This is a genomic window from Acidovorax sp. sic0104, from assembly GCF_019219095.1.
In the GTDB taxonomy this organism is placed as follows: Bacteria; Pseudomonadota; Gammaproteobacteria; order Burkholderiales; family Burkholderiaceae_C; genus Acidovorax.
This window is the reverse complement of record NZ_JAHUWH010000001.1, coordinates 872,699-887,673: the sequence shown is the minus strand read 5'-3', so window position 1 is coordinate 887,673 and position 14,975 is coordinate 872,699. Positions and strand designations below refer to the sequence as shown.

The window sequence follows — 14,975 nt, the reverse complement described above, 5'->3', positions numbered from 1 at the left end:
CGACACGGCTGCCAGCTGATTCGCATCGCATGAAGACGTCCTTCGGCGCATGGCGCTCGCGCGCCCGCACGGGCGGCTTCACACTGCTGGAGTTGCTGGTGGTGCTGGTCGTGGCCGGCATTGCCGTGGCGGTGGTGGGCGTGGGAGGGCAGTCGTACCTGGAGCGGTCGCGCTACCACCAGACCGTGCGCGACATCTCCAGCCAGCTGCGCCAGGCGCGCGCCCTCAGCGTGCAGGAAGGGCGGGCCGTGGCCGTCACCTACCAGCCAGAGATTCGCAAGCTGATGATCGACGGGGGCGTGTACCTCGACATTCCGCCTTCCCTGGGTGTGCAATGGGATGTGGCCGAGCGCAATGCCAAGACACCATCGGGCGCGGGCTTCCCGATCTTCGTCTTCAATGCCGACGGTGGCGCCCGTGGCGGGCGCCTGGTGGTGCTGCGCGGCGAGCAGGGCGTTGCCTTTCGGGTGAACTGGCTGCTGGGTACCATTGAAACGTCCGTCGCTGCGGCCGCTCCATGAACACGAACGCGCGCAGTCGATGGTGTCGCCTGGTGCCCCGCGTGGCGGGCTGCAGCCCGGATGTGGCTCGGCAGCACCGGCGCCAGCGGGGGTTCAGCCTGCTGGAGGCGCTGGTGGCCATGTCCATCGCCTCCATCGCGCTCGCCACCCTCTACCGTACGGTGGGGCAAAGCTCCAAAGGCGCCGTGGACGTCGAGTCGCGCATCGAGGCCGCGCTCGTCGCCCGTTCGGCGCTGGCAGCCACCACCTTCGCCGAAGACGTGGAGCGGCAGCCCGCCGGCACCGCGGGCAATTGGCACTGGCGCATCCGCATGCAGCCCGAGCAGGTGACCGTGCGGGAAGAGGATGGCCGTCCGGCACCCGGCGCACCGTTGCGTGCAGCGATGGTCACCGTCGAAGTCGCGCGGGGCGAGGGCGGCCCGGTGGTGATGTCCTGGACCACCTGGAAACCCTATCGGGCTGCGCCATGAAACGCATTCCCATGTTGGCATCCCGCGGCTTCACCCTGCTGGAGTTGCTCATCGCATTGGCAGTGACGGCTGCCGTGGTCGCGCTCATGTTCGCGGGTTTCGGCACCATCGGCCGCTCTGAAGAGCGCAACCAGCGTGTGATGGAGCGGTCCGAGCGCATGCTCGTGGTCAGCCAATGGCTCGGCCGCAAGTTCGACGGCTTGCGGCTGCTCAGCCGGCGGGACGGAAACGTGTTCGTGAGTTTCTTCAGCGGCAATGCCGCAGGGGCCATCTGGGTCGCTCCGCTCCCGGAGCGTGGCGATGCCGGGGGGCTTCACGTCTTTCGGACCACACCGCTGCGCCACGACAACGGGCGGGTCGATCTGACTGTGGAGGCCATTCCCTACGATGGGGCGATGATGGCGTTGGACTGGAGCAGCGCCTTGCGCGAGACCTTGCTCCAGGATGTCCGTACGCTCCAATGGTTCTACCAGGACGGCCGCACCGGAGAGTGGACCCAGCAGTGGGACTCCTCCCAGGGCGGCTATCCCGCCCGGATCCGGCTGGAGATCGCCGATGAGCGCGGCGCCTGGCCTCCTCTGGTCTTTCCTCTGGCGAGGTCCCGGTGATGGCAGTGGCACGCAGGCACGGCCGCAAGACAGACTCGGGCGCGGCACTGATCATGGTGCTGTGGCTGGTGGCGGCGTTGTCGCTGGTGGTGCTCGCCGGCGCCCAGGGCGTGCGCCAGCAGGCCCAGCGGGCCACACTGGACATGGAGCGCCTGCGTGCCGAGTCCGTTCTCGATGCCGCCATCCAGCTCACGGCCCAGAAGCTGCTTTCCGACAAAGGCAAGGACAGCCAGTACCGTATTCAGCGGCTGGGACTCGGAAGCAACGACGTGTGGGTGGAGACCACGCCTTCCGGAGGCCTCGTGGATGTGAACGTGGCCAGCGATGCATTGCTGCAGGCCCTGTTCCAGAGGACCGGCGGGCTTTCGCCCGGCGAAGCGACCATCCTCGCGGCGCGGGTGCGCGACTACCTCGATCCCGACGACACACCGAGCGGGGTCGGGGGCGCGGAAGCGGCCCAGTACCGGGCCGCCGGCTGGCCGTCCCTGCCACGCAATTCGGCCCTGGACGACACTTCCGAGCTCAAGTCGGTGCTGGGGATGACGCCAACCCTGTATGAGATAATCGCGCCCCATTTGGGCATCAACGGGCAGCAACGCATCGAGATTGATTCTGCGCCTCCCGCGCTGATAGACGCCTTGACGGGTCAACCAGGGCTTGGTGCGCGCATTCGCAATTCCCCTCCCGAAACACGGGCTGGCGCGCTTCTCTCCGGAGCCGCCGCCGAGTTTTTCTCGCCCGCTCGATCGTCGGGGGCACAAACGATGCGGTTCAAGGCATTTGTTCGTGCCGAGAGTGATCGCTGGTGGGTGCGCGAGGCATGGATCGACCTCTCAGAGCGCCCGGATGCCCTCACTCCCTGGACAACGCTCTCGATAGAGCCAACACGCCGCTTTCGCAAGCCGGAACAGGAATTCAAGCCATGACAGGTCGTGGGCAACTATCTTCTCGCGTGCAAGCCGCCCTGGACCGGCTCGCATGGGGCGTTGGCGATCTCAAGCGCGTACTGATCGAGCGCGGGGCCTGGCCCGCAGGAACCAGTGTGGCCGTGTCGACCGATGGCGGGCGCTGGGCCGTGACCGGCGGCCGCCTTCGCAAGAAGACGGGCGGCGGCAAGGCCGTGAGCTTGCTGGTGTCCGAGTCCGAATGCCTGTCGGGCACCGTGCAGTTCCCGCCCATGCTGCGCAAGGCGCTCAATGGTGCGGTGGAGGAGGCCCTCTGGCGCGTGTCCCCCTTGCCGCCAGACCAGATCGTCGCCGCCTGGCGGGCCGAGCCGGACGCCGCAGGCGGCTGGACCGTGCAGTGGAGCATGTGCCGGCGCAGTGCGCGAGACCAGCTGCTGGCCCAGCATGGGCTGCGCGAAGACGCCGCTGTGTTCCTCGTGCGGCAGGGCCGTGCATTGGCCGTGCGCAACCCGGCCTGGCAGCGGCAGGCCAGCCGCCAGCGCTGGATGGATGGGGCTGGCGTCTTGCTGCTGGTGGTCACGCTGGCGGCGTTGTCGCTCCCCGCGTTGATGCCTCTGGTGCTCAAGCGCCAGGCGGTCGTCCGGGCCGTGGAGCATGTCAATGTCCTGGTGCCCCAGGCAGCTCCCCTGCGCGAAAAGATGGATGAATTGCGTCGCCAGGCGAGCATTGCAGAAGATCTGCGCAAGAACATCGCCTCCGACCTGCCGCTGGCCAGCGTCATCGACAGCCTGTCCGCTGCCCTGCCTGCGGACACCTGGCTGGACCGCGTCGAAATCAACGGCCATGAGATCCGCATCACCGGACTGACGTCCAATGCTACGGAACTCATAGCGCACATGGGCCGTCAGCCGGGCCTGGCAGACATTCGCGCCACGGGCGCCAATGTGCGTGACGGGGCGTTGAACAAGGAACGCTTCACCTTCGAGATGCGGTGGAAGGTCGAGGGGGCAAAGCCATGAGTCACAAGAAAAACATCTGGCTGCAGCGTTCTGCAGCCACCCTGGCGGTGCTGCTGCTGGTTGCTGTTGCAGGGGCATCGCTGGTGTATCGCGCACTCTGGAACCGCTACGACAGCGCTCTTGCACAGCTGGAGCCTCGCAGCGAGCGGCTCGAAGGCGTGGTGAATGCCGGCTCGGAGATCGAAACCCTGCTGGGCACGGCCAGTGGTGCGGTTGCGCCCTTGCTGCATCCCGCCGGCGACACGGCGCAAAACGACATCCAGCAGCAGCTTCGCGCCATGATCATGGCCTCTGGCAGCACCCTGGTGTCCTCGCAAGCGGCCCTGGAGCCGGCGACAGACGGCAAGCTCGCACGCATCCGGCTCACGGCCACCGTCACCGGAGAATGGCCCAAGCTGGTGCGCTTCATGGAAAGCCTGCAGGTGCACCGCCCGCCGTTCTGGGTGCGCACCGTCAACATCACCCGCGAAGGCGCCAGCTCCGGCTCAGGCCCCCAGAACGCACGGCTTGCTTTGCAGCTGGAGGCACCGCTGGCGCCAGAAAAGGCCAAGCCATGATCAAGCCCTGGTACATGCTCCCGGTGCTCGCAGCCGCCGCCCTGGCGGCCAGCGCCTACTGGTGGCAGGCCGAAAAAGACCGCTGGGTTCCGCCTCCCGCGCTCAAGCCCGACCTGCCCAAGGTCGAACCCCTTGCGCAGCACCCCAGCGTGCGAGCGCGGCAGGCGGTGGAGCGTCCCGTGTTCTGGGCGTCGCGCCGCCCGGTGGAAGTGGACGACAAGAAGAACAGCCTGGCACGCGAGCTGACGCAGTCGCGGCTCACGGCTGTATTCGAATCAGGGCGTGAGCGCGTGGCCATTCTTCAGCGTGCGGATGGCAGCACGCTCAAGATCACCACGGACACCAAGCCCTGGCGCATTGAAGCATTCGACGGCCGCAAGGCCATATTCGTGTCTGCGGACGACGGGCGCGTGGAGCGGCCGCTGGAAGCGGGTGCCCCTCCTGCGGCGGCAAGGACGCCGCCGGGGCCCGTCATGGACCGCGCACGCAAGCCTGCGTCCAACCAATAGCAAGCCGCAGCGCACGCACCAACATTGTGGAGTTACACCCTATGAATATTCGGCCTTCCATCCTTCTCCTGGCCCTGCTGGCTGCAGGCTACGCCACCGCGCAGGATGGTTCCGCTCCAAATGCTGCGTCCCCTTCGGCGCCAACCGCAGCATCGGTAGCCCCCGGAGCTGCGGGCGCCGCAACGGCGGGCGTGGCAGGCAGTGCAGCCCCTGCGGCTGCGGCGGGCGTGCCGGCCTCTGTCTCTCCCCAGTCACCGGCCTCCGCATCCGCAGCCTCAGCCGCCAATGGCGCAGACGGCCAGCAGCGCCCCGCTGCAACCACCAAGCTGTTCCCCGGAGACGACAAGCTCTTCAAGCGCGACGTGGGTCCCAAGGTAGACCCCGTGCTGGCGCGCGGTGACCGGGTGGCGCTCAACTTCGAGAACGTCACGGTCGCCAACCTGGCCACGGCCTTGCTGGGCGACCTGCTCAAGCTCAACTACACCGTGGATGCCGGGGGTGAAACGGTCGTCAGCCTGCACACCCGCCAGCCGCTGCAGCGCAACCAGGTGCTCGACGTGCTGGACGCCGTGCTCCTGCCGCACGATCTGGCCATCGTGCGCGACAACGCGGGGGTGTACCACGTCACCAAGCGCACGGTCACCGTGGGCGCGCGCCCTGTGGTCGGGTCCTCCAACTTCAAGGACCTGTCGGGCTCCGGCACAGTGATCGTGCCGCTCAACCACATCGCGGCGGCCGAAATGGCCAAGATCCTGGCGCCCATCGCACCCAAGGAGTCCATCGTCTATGTGGACACCATGCGCAACCTGCTTGTCTTGCAGGGCAGCAAGGCGCAACTGGGCGGCTGGCTCGAGATGGTGGAAGCCTTCGACGTGGACTTTCTCTCCGGCATGTCGCTGGGCGTGTTCGTTCTGGAAAACGCCAACGTCAACGTCGTGCGCGATGCGCTGCAGTCCATGCTGGGCTCTGACAAGTCGTCCGACCCTTATGGTGGTGCTGCCGCGGCAGCCCCGGCAGGGGCGCTCCCGGGTGGGGCGGCGGGCGCTTCTGGCGCGTCGGCATCCGGCGGTGCTGCTGGCGCGTCGGCCGCATTGGCGAATCCTCTAGGGGGGCTCATCCGCGTTTTCCCCGTCGAACGCCTCAATGCCCTGGTGGTCGTCACGCCACGCGCTCACCTGCTCACCCAGGTGGAAACCTGGATCCGCCGACTGGACCGCCCCACCGACACCCTGGAAGCCAACCTGTTCGTCTACCCCGTGCAAAACGGCTCGGCCCTGCAGATGGCAGAGATGCTCAATGGCCTGTTCGGCGGGCAGTCCACGCAAAACAAGGCGGGCGCGGGCGTGGCCGGTGGCTCTGCGCCCACGCAGTTCAACCAGAGCGCCGGGCTGGCGTCGGGCGGCAACACCGGTAACTCCAGCCCGTTCGGTGGGTCCTCCGGCAACACAGGCACAACGGGCACCAGCTCCGGCTCCATGGGCTTGAACTCTGGCAGCGGCGGCCTCTCTGCCGCAGCGGGCAACCGCACCTCGCCCAACAACATGTCGCTGACCTCGACCAGCCAGCTCGATGGCAATGTGCGGGTGGTGGCCGACGAGAAGCGCAACGCGCTGCTGATCCGCGCGCCGCGCACGGAGTACCGCCGCATCGAGCAAGCGCTGCGCGAGCTCGACAAGGCGCCGTCCCAGGTGCTGATCGAAGCCAGCATTGTCGAAGTCAGCCTTACGGGCAATCTGCAGTACGGCGTGGAGTGGTTTGTGCAAAACAGCCTTTCCAACGGCCGCGAAGGGCAGGCGCTGCTGAACATGCGGAACTCGGGCTCCATCGGTCCGCAACAGCCAGGGTTCTCGTACACCATCTTCAACAAGGCCGGCATGGTCCGTGCCACGCTCAATGCGCTGGCCGAAAAATCCCAGGTGCGGCTGTTGTCGAACCCCTCGCTGCTGGTGCTCAACAACCACAACGCCAACATCCTGGTCGGCCAGCAAACGCCTATCAAGACTTCCACAGCCCTGTCTACGGGGAGCAACGTGGTGACGGAATCCATCACATACAAGGACACGGGGGTGATGCTGTCCGTGACGCCATCGGTCAATGCTGGCGGGCTCATCAGCCTGGATATCTCGCAACAGGTCACCGATGCGGGTGAAGAAGACACCGTCACCAAGCAACGTGCGTTCCTCACGCGGCAGATCAACACCCGAGTCGCGGTTCGCTCTGGCGAGCCCGTGGTGCTGGGGGGGTTGATCCGCGAAAACGGAACGACGGGCCGCGCCGGTGTGCCTGTGCTGTCGAGCCTGCCGGTGGTTGGAGCTCTGTTCGGAAACACCACCGACAACAACAACCGTACCGAGCTGCTGGTCCTGCTGACCCCCCGTGTGCTCGAAAACGACGACCAGCTGCGCGCGGCCAGCGCCGAAATGCGCGACCGCATGCGCTCGCTGTCGTTGGAATCCAAGCCTTTCCCCGCCGGGACGCAAGAAGTTCCTTCCAGGCCCGTGCCTTGAAGTTAACGGTTGCACAGTCCTCTTTTTACATGTATTTAGCCAAATAGGAGATTTGTTACATGTCACAATCCCCCCTCCGACGCCGTTTTGTCATGACGCTGGCTGCGCCAATGGTGGCTGTGGTCCTGGCAGGTTGCGCCGCTACGGGTGCTGCGCCGGTGTCTCTGGAAGCTGAGAAAGCTGCGCTGCAAAAGCGTGCCCAGACTTACTGGGACCTATCGCGCGTGAATGACAGCGTGGCCGCCTGGCCCTATGAGGATGTCTCCAAGGGCCAGTCCATGACCCTGGAGGGGTACATCAAGCGCGGTGGCATCACCTACGACGCTGTGGAAGTGCGTGGTGTGCGCAGCATCGAGGGCGATGAAGCCGTGCTGGATGTCTGGATGCGCTACAGCCTGCCCCTGCTGCGCTTGAAAAACCAGGAGGGTGTAGTGCAAGACAAGTGGCGCAAGATTGATGGGGTGTGGCACCACGTGTTGCGCCGAAGCGCCAATTTCCCCGACTCCAAGAACTGAAGCGTCGCTTTGTTGCAACAAATGACGCTGAATCCGATTTCTGAGTGTATTTGGTTGAAAACCAATGTCGCTACAGCTAAGATAGCCTCAACCCAAACGAAGTGACGGATGGGTTGCATATCCCGCAATCGTGGGGAAGCTTCGTTCAATTATCTAAGGACTTAGAGATGAAAAAATTTGCAATGGCAGCCGTCGCTGCAGCAGCAATGACTGCAGGCGTTGCCCAAGCGTACACGCAAGGTACTTTCTCCAACGGCGTGGTGGTTCCTAACGTGATCCACACCGGCGCGACTGCGACCACCACTGTGGGCCTGATCAACCAAACCGCCGCTGTTGTGCCTGTGTTCTGGACGTTCTTCGACCAAGACTCCAACCACGTGACCGACGGTTGCTTCCCCCTGACCCCCAAGGACACGCACGCTTTCGTGTGGTCTGCAGCTTCCGGCGTGGGCCTGGAAGGTAAGCGCGGTTACCTGGTGTTCGCCGCTGGCCTGCCAGTCGTTGCTCCTACCGTTGCCAACGCTTGCCAAGCAGCTAACTCCGCTGCTCAAGACCCAGCTGCTCTGATCTCCGCTAGCGCGTTCCAAGTGGACCTGGCTGCCAAGGACGTGGCTTACACCCCCGTGATCGACGGTCCTCTGACCATCACTGGCGACCTGAGCACGATGGGTCCAGACAATCTGACCGTTGTTGCTGGCGCTCTGCAAGTTCCTGCTGGTCCTGATCCAGTGTCGTTCAGCATGCGCTACTACGTGGACGGCGTGGTTGACAGCGGTGCTGACACCCGCGTGGTGGTCTGGTCCACCGGCAGCCACAAGGGCACCCACACCGTGAACATGTACAACGACGCGCAAGAGCGTAAGTCGGTGAACTTCAAGCTGGACCACGCTGAACTGGACTGGTTCGATCCAGAAACCATCGTTGGCCGTCCTGCTGCCTTCGTTGACGGTTTCATCGAGTGGGCTCCTGTGGCTGCTCTGCCAGCTGACTACACGCCAGCTGGTGGTGCCGGTTCCCTGTTTGCCGTCGGTGGTTCCGTGTTCACGTACAGCGTGATCAACGCTCCTGCCTTCGGTGCTGCGCAAACCATCCTGGGTGCACACCTGTAATTTTTCGTAGGCTGGGGGTGGCGCTTGCGTCATCTCCGGCTCGAAAAGCCAGCGATCTCGTTAAACAGATCGCCCAAAATAGCGCCGCAAGGCGCTATTTTTTTTGAAGGAATGATTTCATGGTGATGTCCAAGAGAGTGTGGCGGGTGTTGTCGATGATGGCGGTGGGTGTGGTGTTGGCGGGTTGCCAGACACAGCCGCAGAAGGTGGCGCCCAAGAACCCTGCGTCAGGGGTTGAAAGCGTTGCTGCTGACAAGGGCCGGCTGCAGTTGGACCTCCCTGATGCGTGGGGCGGTGATGTGCGCTGTGGTGCGTCCGGCTGCTTGCTGGCGGCGGTGGAACACGAGAAAAATACCGTTGTGGTGCACAGGCTGGATAAGAACCGTACTTCGCGCTTATTGTCCAAGTTCAGCGTTCCTTACCATCCGGATTCGGCAGTGTGGCTTGAAGACGATATCCTGGCCGCCGCCGTCGAAGACGGTGCCACCGTAGATATCTTCCGCTTGGTAGATGAAAAATTGGTCAAACTTCAAGGGGTCGGACTCGCGTTTGGGCCACGTGATGTGACGTTGATTCAGGCGGGGGCGGGGCGTTATCGCCTGCTCGCCACACCCTATAGCGGCAACAAAGTAGCGTGGATCGACTTGCTTGACGGAGTGGGCGGCGCAGCCAAGGTGACGCCTGCGGCTTGGTGCAAATCCCCTTGGCACCCCGCCAAGGTGAGCCAGCTTCCCAAAATGAGTGGCGGTGGCGTGGTGGTGGCCTGCCTGGATGACAAGCGTGTGGTGGCCGTGCCGGACAGCGACCCGATGGCCACGCCCACGGTGCTGGCCACGTTCAATGCCATCCCTCGCCGCGTGGCGCCATCGCCATCGGGACGCTGGTTGTATGTGGGCCTGGAGACGGGCTCGCGCAATGCCCGTATCGACATGCAAACCGGGGAACTTCAGTGGATTGCAGCTTCTCCGAATGGGTCGGTGTCGGTGGTGGCGCTGTCTGATGACCTGGTGCTCTGGGGTGAGGACAGCCGGCTGATCATGCAGCGGCTGGATGCGCAGGGTGCGGTGCTGGAGTCGGGCGAGTTGCCCGCCAGCGGCTTCTCCACCGACCTGCAGGTGTTGGATGTGGATGGTGATGGTGTGCTTGACGCGGTCGTGCTCAACTCGGCCGGCACCAAGTCCGACGTGATCTATGGCCCCTTGTGGGAACGGGCGCTGCAGCGCCCTGTGGTGAAGAAATAAAAGGAACAAGTGTGATGAGATTGAACCGGAACTTCGTTCGTGGGGCGCTGGCCGCCCTGGGTTTCTGCATGGTCAGCGCAGCGATGGCGCAAGCCGACAAGACCGTGCTGGTCAACTTCAAGAACGGAGAGACCATCACCCAGCAAGATCTCTCAGACTTCTTTGCGCGCCGCATCGACATGCGGCAAGCCAGCCGCAGCTCCTTTGGCGTGCAGGCGGCGTTGCAGGAAATGGCCATGGGCCGCGCTCTGGTGCTCGAAGGCGAAGCCATGGGCGAGCGTCGTCGTGAGGGCAAAGAGACCGACCGGTTCGATGACGTCTACAGCTTGGCCGTTTACAAGAAGCTGGCACCCGCGTGCGAGCCTCCCGCAGATGCGGCGGCTGCCCGTCAGTTCTTCGATGCCAACCCCCAGGCATTCCGCGTGCCGCCCATGGCGCGCGTGAGCCGTGTCATGTTGCCTGTGGAGGAGATGGTGGACGGCGAGAAGGCAGGCGCCTGGCTGATGGGGCAGGCCCAATCCGTCGCATCCGGCAAGCGCAAGTTCGAGGATGTCGTCGAGCGTGCCAACACGATCTACAAGCTGGACCCGCAGGGCGACCTGGGCTGGGTGACCCTGACGGATGACCTCTCCATCCTGCGGGCATTGGGCGATGCCAAGGCCGGCGACATGGTGGGGCCGGTGCGCGAGGGCAATTTCGTGTACTTCTTCTCCATCCTCGACAAGCGCGAAGCGCGCCAGGTGGCTTGGGAGGATGTGGCCGCTTCGGTGCCCAACCGTGCGGTGCGCTACTGCCGCGAGCAGTCCAACAAGCAGTTGCAGGCACGGCTGTTTGAAAAGTACGGCGTGGTGCTGGACCAGGCCGCCATCCGGGACATGTTCAAGCGCCCGGATTCTCCAAAGTAGGTCACAGCCCGATACAAGGGCGGGCGTCCGTGCGCCTTGTCCTGCCGGGGACGCACAGTACAATGTGCGGTTCCGTGGAATGCCGTGTCCTGTTGACGTGAGTTGCTTGTGGGCGCTCGGGCATGAGACCTCGAGCAAACATGAGCAGCAACCAGACAATGAATCCAATACACGCCTCCGTGCTGATCCCCGTCAAGAATGGCGGTCTTTTGCTCGGTGAGGTGCTGGACGCCGTGCTGGCCCAGCAGACCCCCTGGCCCTTCGAGGTGATCGTGGTGGATTCGGGCTCGTCGGATGGTTCGGTGGAGTTGGCGCGCGCGCGGGGCGTGCGGGTGGAGACGATTCCTGCGGCCGAATTCGCACATGGCCGCACCCGCAACCTGATGGCGTCGATGGCTTCGGGTCAGTTTCTGGTGTTCATCACCCAGGATGCCAGGCCCGCCAGCCCGCAATGGCTGCATAACATGGTGCGCGGTTGCGATTCAGAGCCTGCAGTGGCGGGCGCTTTCGGCCCGCACCGCGCGCACCCCGAAGCCCGGCATGTCACACATTGTGAGCTGAACCAGCATTTCGCCGGATTTGGCGACAAGCTCTCGGTGGTGCGACTGGAGGACCGGGCCCGGTTCGACTCAGACCCCGGCTACCGGCAGTTCCTGCACTTCTTCTCCAGCAACAATTCCTGTATCCGCCGCTCGGTCTGGGAGCAGCTTCCGTTGCCGGAAGTGGCGTTTGCGGAAGACCAGACCTGGGCCCTGCGCGCCATCGAGGCAGGCCATTCCAAGGCCTTTGTTCCGGATGCGGTGGTTTTTCATTCCCACGACTTTGGCGTGTGGGAAACATTGCAGCGCAATTTTGACGAAGCGCGATCTTTCAACCTCTACTTCGGATACCGCATTCAGGACAACCTCCGCAATGCCGTGAAGTCCGCCGCGTACCTGGCCAAGCGAGACTTCGCCTGGCTGCGCACGGGCGGCCTTCGTGGGTGGCGCCTGTTCAAGAATGCGCTTTATATGAGTTTCATTGAAATGGCGCGGGTCGCTGGTCAGTATCTGGGCACCCGCCACGACCGGTTGCCCATGTGGGTGTTGCGCTCGGTGTCGCGCGACGAACAATTGCAGCGCGCGGGAGCCCGATGACCATGGCTTCGAAAATCGCACACAAAATCTGGCGCGTGAGGGAAATGGCACGCAAGGAAGGCATTCCAGCGGCAGTACGTGCCGTGGTGCGCCGCCTTCGACAGGGGCCGACCCACTACACCGACGTCCTGCGGCACTACTCTTTCGCTCTGCCCTACGAACTGCCGCCTCTGCCCGGGGAGGCCAAGCCAAATACCCTGCTGTGGTTCATTCCTGACTTCAACCTCGGCTCGGGTGGGCACCTGAACATCTTCCGAACCATCTGGCATCTGGAGAAGAAGGGCTATACCTCGACAATCGTGATCGGCCACCCGGCGGTGCACATCAATGTACAGGAGGCGGAACACGCCATACGCGAGCATTTCTTTCCGCTGAAGGCCCGGGTGGTGATGGGCTTTGACGACCTGCCCGCCAGCGAATTCGCCGTGGCCACGGGATGGGACACCGCCTACCAGGTGCGCGCGTTCACGGGTGCGGCGCACAAGCTGTACTTTGTGCAGGACTACGAGCCGCATTTCTTTCCGGTGGGATCGGAGTCCGTGCTGGCATCCAATACCTACGGTTTCGGGTTTTTCGGCATCACGGCAGGCACGTGGCTGAGCACGAAGCTGGCGCAGGAATACGGAATGACCACCCGCTCGATGGGCTTCGGCGTGGAACGTAGCCGCTACCGCCGCTTGCCGCGCCGCGAGCCGGAGATCCGCCGGGTGTTCTTCTACGCCCGCCCACCCACACCCCGCCGTGCCTTCGAGATTGGACTGCTGGTACTCAATGAGGTGTGGAAGCGCATGCCGGACGTGCAATTCGTGCTGGCTGGCTGGGACACCACCGGCTACCGCATCCCCTTCCCGCACCTCTCGTGCGGTACGGTGTCGCTCGATGACCTGCCGGACCTCTATGCCCAGTGCGACGTCGCGCTGGTGCTGTCTCTGACCAATGCATCCTTGTTGCCGCTTGAACTGATGGCCTGCGGTTGCGCCGTGGTGTCCAACCGCGGCGAGAACGTCGAGTGGTTGCTCAACGACGATGTGGCCCTTCTCGCGCACATGTCGCCCGAAGCCCTGACGGACGCAGTCTGTACGCTGATGCAGGACGACGAGAAGCGCCGCGCGCTGACCGAACGCGCCGAGGCCTTCGCCAATGCAATGCAGTGGGAAGCCGTGGCGCAGGAGTTCGAGGATGCGTTACTGCAGGCACGCGACCAGGGTACGGCACGGAGTCAGCCCTGATGCGGTGCGTGATCCTGGGCGGGGCTGGGTTTTTGGGCCACCACATTGGCCGAGCCATGGCCGAAGACGGTGCCGAGGTATGGTCGGTGGACCGCGCGTTGCCGGCGCCGGGAAGCGCACCCTGGCTGGCGGGAGAACTGCAGGCCGATGCCCTGGACCTGGGCTCGTGGTGGGATGCCGTTGGCGGTGCCGACGTCATCGTCCATCTGGCGTCGTCCTCCGTGCCCGCCACGGCCACCGAAGACCCGATTCAGGATGTTCAAGCCAACCTTGTGGGGACCTTGCGTCTGGTGCAAGAGCTTCGCAAGAGAGATGCGCGCCCCAGGCTGCTGTATGCCTCGTCCGGCGGTGCGGTGTATGGCAGGCCCCAGTTCGTGCCACTCGCAGAAACGCATCCTGCCATGCCCATGGGCGCCTACGGGGCGACCAAGCTGGCCATTGAACACCACCTGCGCATCGAAGAGGCGCTGCATGGCCTGCCAAGCCGCATCCTGCGCTTGAGCAACCCGTACGGCGAGTGGCAGCAGCCTTACGGCGTGCAAGGGGTGATTGCCGTATTTGCCCATCGGGCTTTGCGCGGTCAGCCCGTGGACGTCTGGGGTGATGGCTCCGTGGTTCGCGATTTCGTGTACGCGGCGGATGTGGGGAGCGCCTTCGTGCGCGCGGCTCGGCATGAAGGCGAGACGCGCACATTCAACATCGGTGGCGGCTCCGGGCACAGCGTCAATGACATCATCCAGACGCTCGAGCAACTGTTGGGCAAACCCGTGGAGCGCAGGATTTTCCCCGCGCGCCCATTTGATCCGCCGGTCAATGTGCTGGACATTCAGCGCGCCAAGGATGAGCTGCTCTGGGCGCCCACCACGGCGTTCGACGATGGCATGGCCATGGCAGTGCAGTGGCTGCGAACCATTTCATGACGCGTTCCGAATCTTCTTCATTGGCGGCTGTGCAACCTGCCGGGGCCCAGCGGGCGCGGCAGCTGTGGGTGCTGTGGCGCTACTGGATGGTGCGCGAGTTCAAGACCCGCTATGCGGGCTCGGTGCTGGGCTTTGCCTGGGCCTTCGTGCAGCCCCTGGCCACACTGGCGATTTTCTATGTGCTGTTCGGCCTGGTGCTGGCGGTGCGCGTGCCGGGCCTGGATGTCAACAATGGCTACCTGCTGCATCTGCTGGCGGGCCTGGCGGTGTGGCTGCCTTTCACCGATGCCATAGGGCGCGGAGTCGGCAGCCTGGTCGCCTACGAGGACTTCCTGCGCAAGCAGCCCATGCCGGCCGAGATACTTCCGGCGGTATCGGTGGGCGGCAGCCTGCTGGTGCTGGGCATCGGTTACGGATTGCTTCTGGTGCTCTCGGCCGCGCAGGGCGTGGGGCCCTATTTCTCGCTGGCCTGGTTGCCTGTGCTGGTTGTGGCGCAGATCGTGTTGACCTTTGGCCTGACCTTGCTGCTGAGCATGGCGCACTTCATGTGGCGCGATGTGGGTTCGATGGTGGCCTTTGCCCTGCAGCTGTGGTTTTACATCACGCCCATCGTCTACCCGCTGTCCCAGGTGCCAGAGCGCTTTCACGGCTGGTTTCTCTTCAACCCCGTCGCGTGCCTGGTGCTGATGGTGCAGGGCACCGTACTGCACATGCCCGTGCCGCCGGGGACCCCCGTGGCCCTGGCCATCTGGGTGGTGCTGCTCGGCGGAGGCGGCTGGTGGTTCTTCCGGTCGATGAAATCTGCACTCGGCGAGGCGTTGTAA

The 14,975-nt window shown here is 64.3% G+C and carries 16 protein-coding genes; all 16 read left to right on the top strand.

Translation table 11 applies throughout. The features are described from left to right. Positions 1-29 precede the first annotated feature (29 nt). Positions 30-521 carry a GspH/FimT family pseudopilin gene (locus KW835_RS04050; protein ID WP_218380968.1) on the top strand — a complete coding sequence of 164 codons (492 nt, stop codon included), beginning with the start codon at positions 30-32 and terminating at the stop codon, positions 519-521. Next, a complete protein-coding gene (locus KW835_RS04045) occupies positions 518-991 on the top strand; it encodes a prepilin-type N-terminal cleavage/methylation domain-containing protein (RefSeq protein ID WP_218380967.1) in 474 nt (157 codons plus the stop codon). Before KW835_RS04050 ends, KW835_RS04045 begins: the two co-directional genes overlap by 4 nt. Before the next feature lie 11 nt (positions 992-1,002). Beyond that, positions 1,003-1,599 (top strand): prepilin-type N-terminal cleavage/methylation domain-containing protein, encoded by a 597-nt coding sequence (locus tag KW835_RS04040; protein WP_255593230.1) that lies wholly within the window; start codon positions 1,003-1,005, stop codon positions 1,597-1,599. Further along, the gene (locus tag KW835_RS04035; RefSeq protein ID WP_218380965.1) at positions 1,599-2,525 is read left to right on the top strand and encodes a general secretion pathway protein GspK; all 927 of its coding nucleotides are present in this window, start codon (positions 1,599-1,601) and stop codon (positions 2,523-2,525) included. The genes KW835_RS04040 and KW835_RS04035 overlap by 1 nt, the downstream gene beginning before the upstream one ends. Further along, positions 2,522-3,523: a PilN domain-containing protein gene (locus KW835_RS04030; RefSeq protein WP_218380964.1), complete on the top strand. Its 1,002-nt coding sequence runs from the start codon at positions 2,522-2,524 to the stop codon at positions 3,521-3,523. Before KW835_RS04035 ends, KW835_RS04030 begins: the two co-directional genes overlap by 4 nt. Continuing rightward, the gene (gene gspM / locus KW835_RS04025) at positions 3,520-4,080 is read left to right on the top strand and encodes a type II secretion system protein GspM (RefSeq protein WP_218380963.1); all 561 of its coding nucleotides are present in this window, start codon (positions 3,520-3,522) and stop codon (positions 4,078-4,080) included. The genes KW835_RS04030 and gspM overlap by 4 nt, the downstream gene beginning before the upstream one ends. After that, positions 4,077-4,589 (top strand): hypothetical protein, encoded by a 513-nt coding sequence (locus KW835_RS26765; protein ID WP_255593229.1) that lies wholly within the window; start codon positions 4,077-4,079, stop codon positions 4,587-4,589. The genes gspM and KW835_RS26765 overlap by 4 nt, the downstream gene beginning before the upstream one ends. Before the next feature lie 41 nt (positions 4,590-4,630). Further along, positions 4,631-7,096, top strand: coding sequence for a type II secretion system secretin GspD (gene gspD, locus KW835_RS04015; RefSeq protein ID WP_218380962.1), 2,466 nt, complete (start codon positions 4,631-4,633; stop codon positions 7,094-7,096). A 59-nt stretch (positions 7,097-7,155) separates the two neighbouring features. Next, the gene (locus KW835_RS04010) at positions 7,156-7,611 is read left to right on the top strand and encodes a hypothetical protein (protein WP_218380961.1); all 456 of its coding nucleotides are present in this window, start codon (positions 7,156-7,158) and stop codon (positions 7,609-7,611) included. Positions 7,612-7,778: 167 nt separating this feature from the next. Then, entirely contained in the window at positions 7,779-8,720 is a 942-nt protein-coding gene (locus KW835_RS04005) for a hypothetical protein (RefSeq protein WP_218380960.1), read from the top strand. Positions 8,721-8,839: 119 nt separating this feature from the next. Next, positions 8,840-9,961: a hypothetical protein gene (locus KW835_RS04000; protein WP_218380959.1), complete on the top strand. Its 1,122-nt coding sequence runs from the start codon at positions 8,840-8,842 to the stop codon at positions 9,959-9,961. 14 nt (positions 9,962-9,975) lie between these two features. Continuing rightward, on the top strand, positions 9,976-10,866 hold the full coding sequence (locus tag KW835_RS03995) for a peptidylprolyl isomerase (protein ID WP_255593228.1): 891 nt from the start codon (positions 9,976-9,978) through the stop codon (positions 10,864-10,866). Positions 10,867-11,006: 140 nt separating this feature from the next. After that, positions 11,007-12,002 carry a glycosyltransferase family 2 protein gene (locus tag KW835_RS03990; protein WP_255593226.1) on the top strand — a complete coding sequence of 332 codons (996 nt, stop codon included), beginning with the start codon at positions 11,007-11,009 and terminating at the stop codon, positions 12,000-12,002. Between the two features lie 44 nt (positions 12,003-12,046). Next, positions 12,047-13,231 carry a glycosyltransferase family 4 protein gene (locus KW835_RS03985; RefSeq protein WP_255593225.1) on the top strand — a complete coding sequence of 395 codons (1,185 nt, stop codon included), beginning with the start codon at positions 12,047-12,049 and terminating at the stop codon, positions 13,229-13,231. Further along, positions 13,231-14,151 carry an NAD-dependent epimerase/dehydratase family protein gene (locus KW835_RS03980; RefSeq protein ID WP_218380957.1) on the top strand — a complete coding sequence of 307 codons (921 nt, stop codon included), beginning with the start codon at positions 13,231-13,233 and terminating at the stop codon, positions 14,149-14,151. The genes KW835_RS03985 and KW835_RS03980 overlap by 1 nt, the downstream gene beginning before the upstream one ends. Further along, positions 14,148-14,975, top strand: coding sequence for an ABC transporter permease (locus tag KW835_RS03975; RefSeq protein WP_255593223.1), 828 nt, complete (start codon positions 14,148-14,150; stop codon positions 14,973-14,975). Before KW835_RS03980 ends, KW835_RS03975 begins: the two co-directional genes overlap by 4 nt.

Excerpts from the sequence above, each read along its gene's own strand:
- KW835_RS04050 (WP_218380968.1), top strand. The coding sequence starts at position 30 with ATGAAGACGTCCTTCGGCGCATGGCGCTCGCGCGCCCGCACGGGCGGC.
- KW835_RS04045 (WP_218380967.1), top strand. The coding sequence starts at position 518 with ATGAACACGAACGCGCGCAGTCGATGGTGTCGCCTGGTGCCCCGCGTG.
- KW835_RS04040 (WP_255593230.1), top strand. The coding sequence starts at position 1,003 with ATGTTGGCATCCCGCGGCTTCACCCTGCTGGAGTTGCTCATCGCATTG.
- KW835_RS04035 (WP_218380965.1), top strand. The coding sequence starts at position 1,599 with ATGGCAGTGGCACGCAGGCACGGCCGCAAGACAGACTCGGGCGCGGCA.
- KW835_RS04030 (WP_218380964.1), top strand. The coding sequence starts at position 2,522 with ATGACAGGTCGTGGGCAACTATCTTCTCGCGTGCAAGCCGCCCTGGAC.
- gspM (WP_218380963.1), top strand. The coding sequence starts at position 3,520 with ATGAGTCACAAGAAAAACATCTGGCTGCAGCGTTCTGCAGCCACCCTG.
- KW835_RS26765 (WP_255593229.1), top strand. The coding sequence starts at position 4,077 with ATGATCAAGCCCTGGTACATGCTCCCGGTGCTCGCAGCCGCCGCCCTG.
- gspD (WP_218380962.1), top strand. The coding sequence starts at position 4,631 with ATGAATATTCGGCCTTCCATCCTTCTCCTGGCCCTGCTGGCTGCAGGC.
- KW835_RS04010 (WP_218380961.1), top strand. The coding sequence starts at position 7,156 with ATGTCACAATCCCCCCTCCGACGCCGTTTTGTCATGACGCTGGCTGCG.
- KW835_RS04005 (WP_218380960.1), top strand. The coding sequence starts at position 7,779 with ATGAAAAAATTTGCAATGGCAGCCGTCGCTGCAGCAGCAATGACTGCA.
- KW835_RS04000 (WP_218380959.1), top strand. The coding sequence starts at position 8,840 with ATGGTGATGTCCAAGAGAGTGTGGCGGGTGTTGTCGATGATGGCGGTG.
- KW835_RS03995 (WP_255593228.1), top strand. The coding sequence starts at position 9,976 with ATGAGATTGAACCGGAACTTCGTTCGTGGGGCGCTGGCCGCCCTGGGT.
- KW835_RS03990 (WP_255593226.1), top strand. The coding sequence starts at position 11,007 with ATGAGCAGCAACCAGACAATGAATCCAATACACGCCTCCGTGCTGATC.
- KW835_RS03985 (WP_255593225.1), top strand. The coding sequence starts at position 12,047 with ATGGCACGCAAGGAAGGCATTCCAGCGGCAGTACGTGCCGTGGTGCGC.
- KW835_RS03980 (WP_218380957.1), top strand. The coding sequence starts at position 13,231 with ATGCGGTGCGTGATCCTGGGCGGGGCTGGGTTTTTGGGCCACCACATT.
- KW835_RS03975 (WP_255593223.1), top strand. The coding sequence starts at position 14,148 with ATGACGCGTTCCGAATCTTCTTCATTGGCGGCTGTGCAACCTGCCGGG.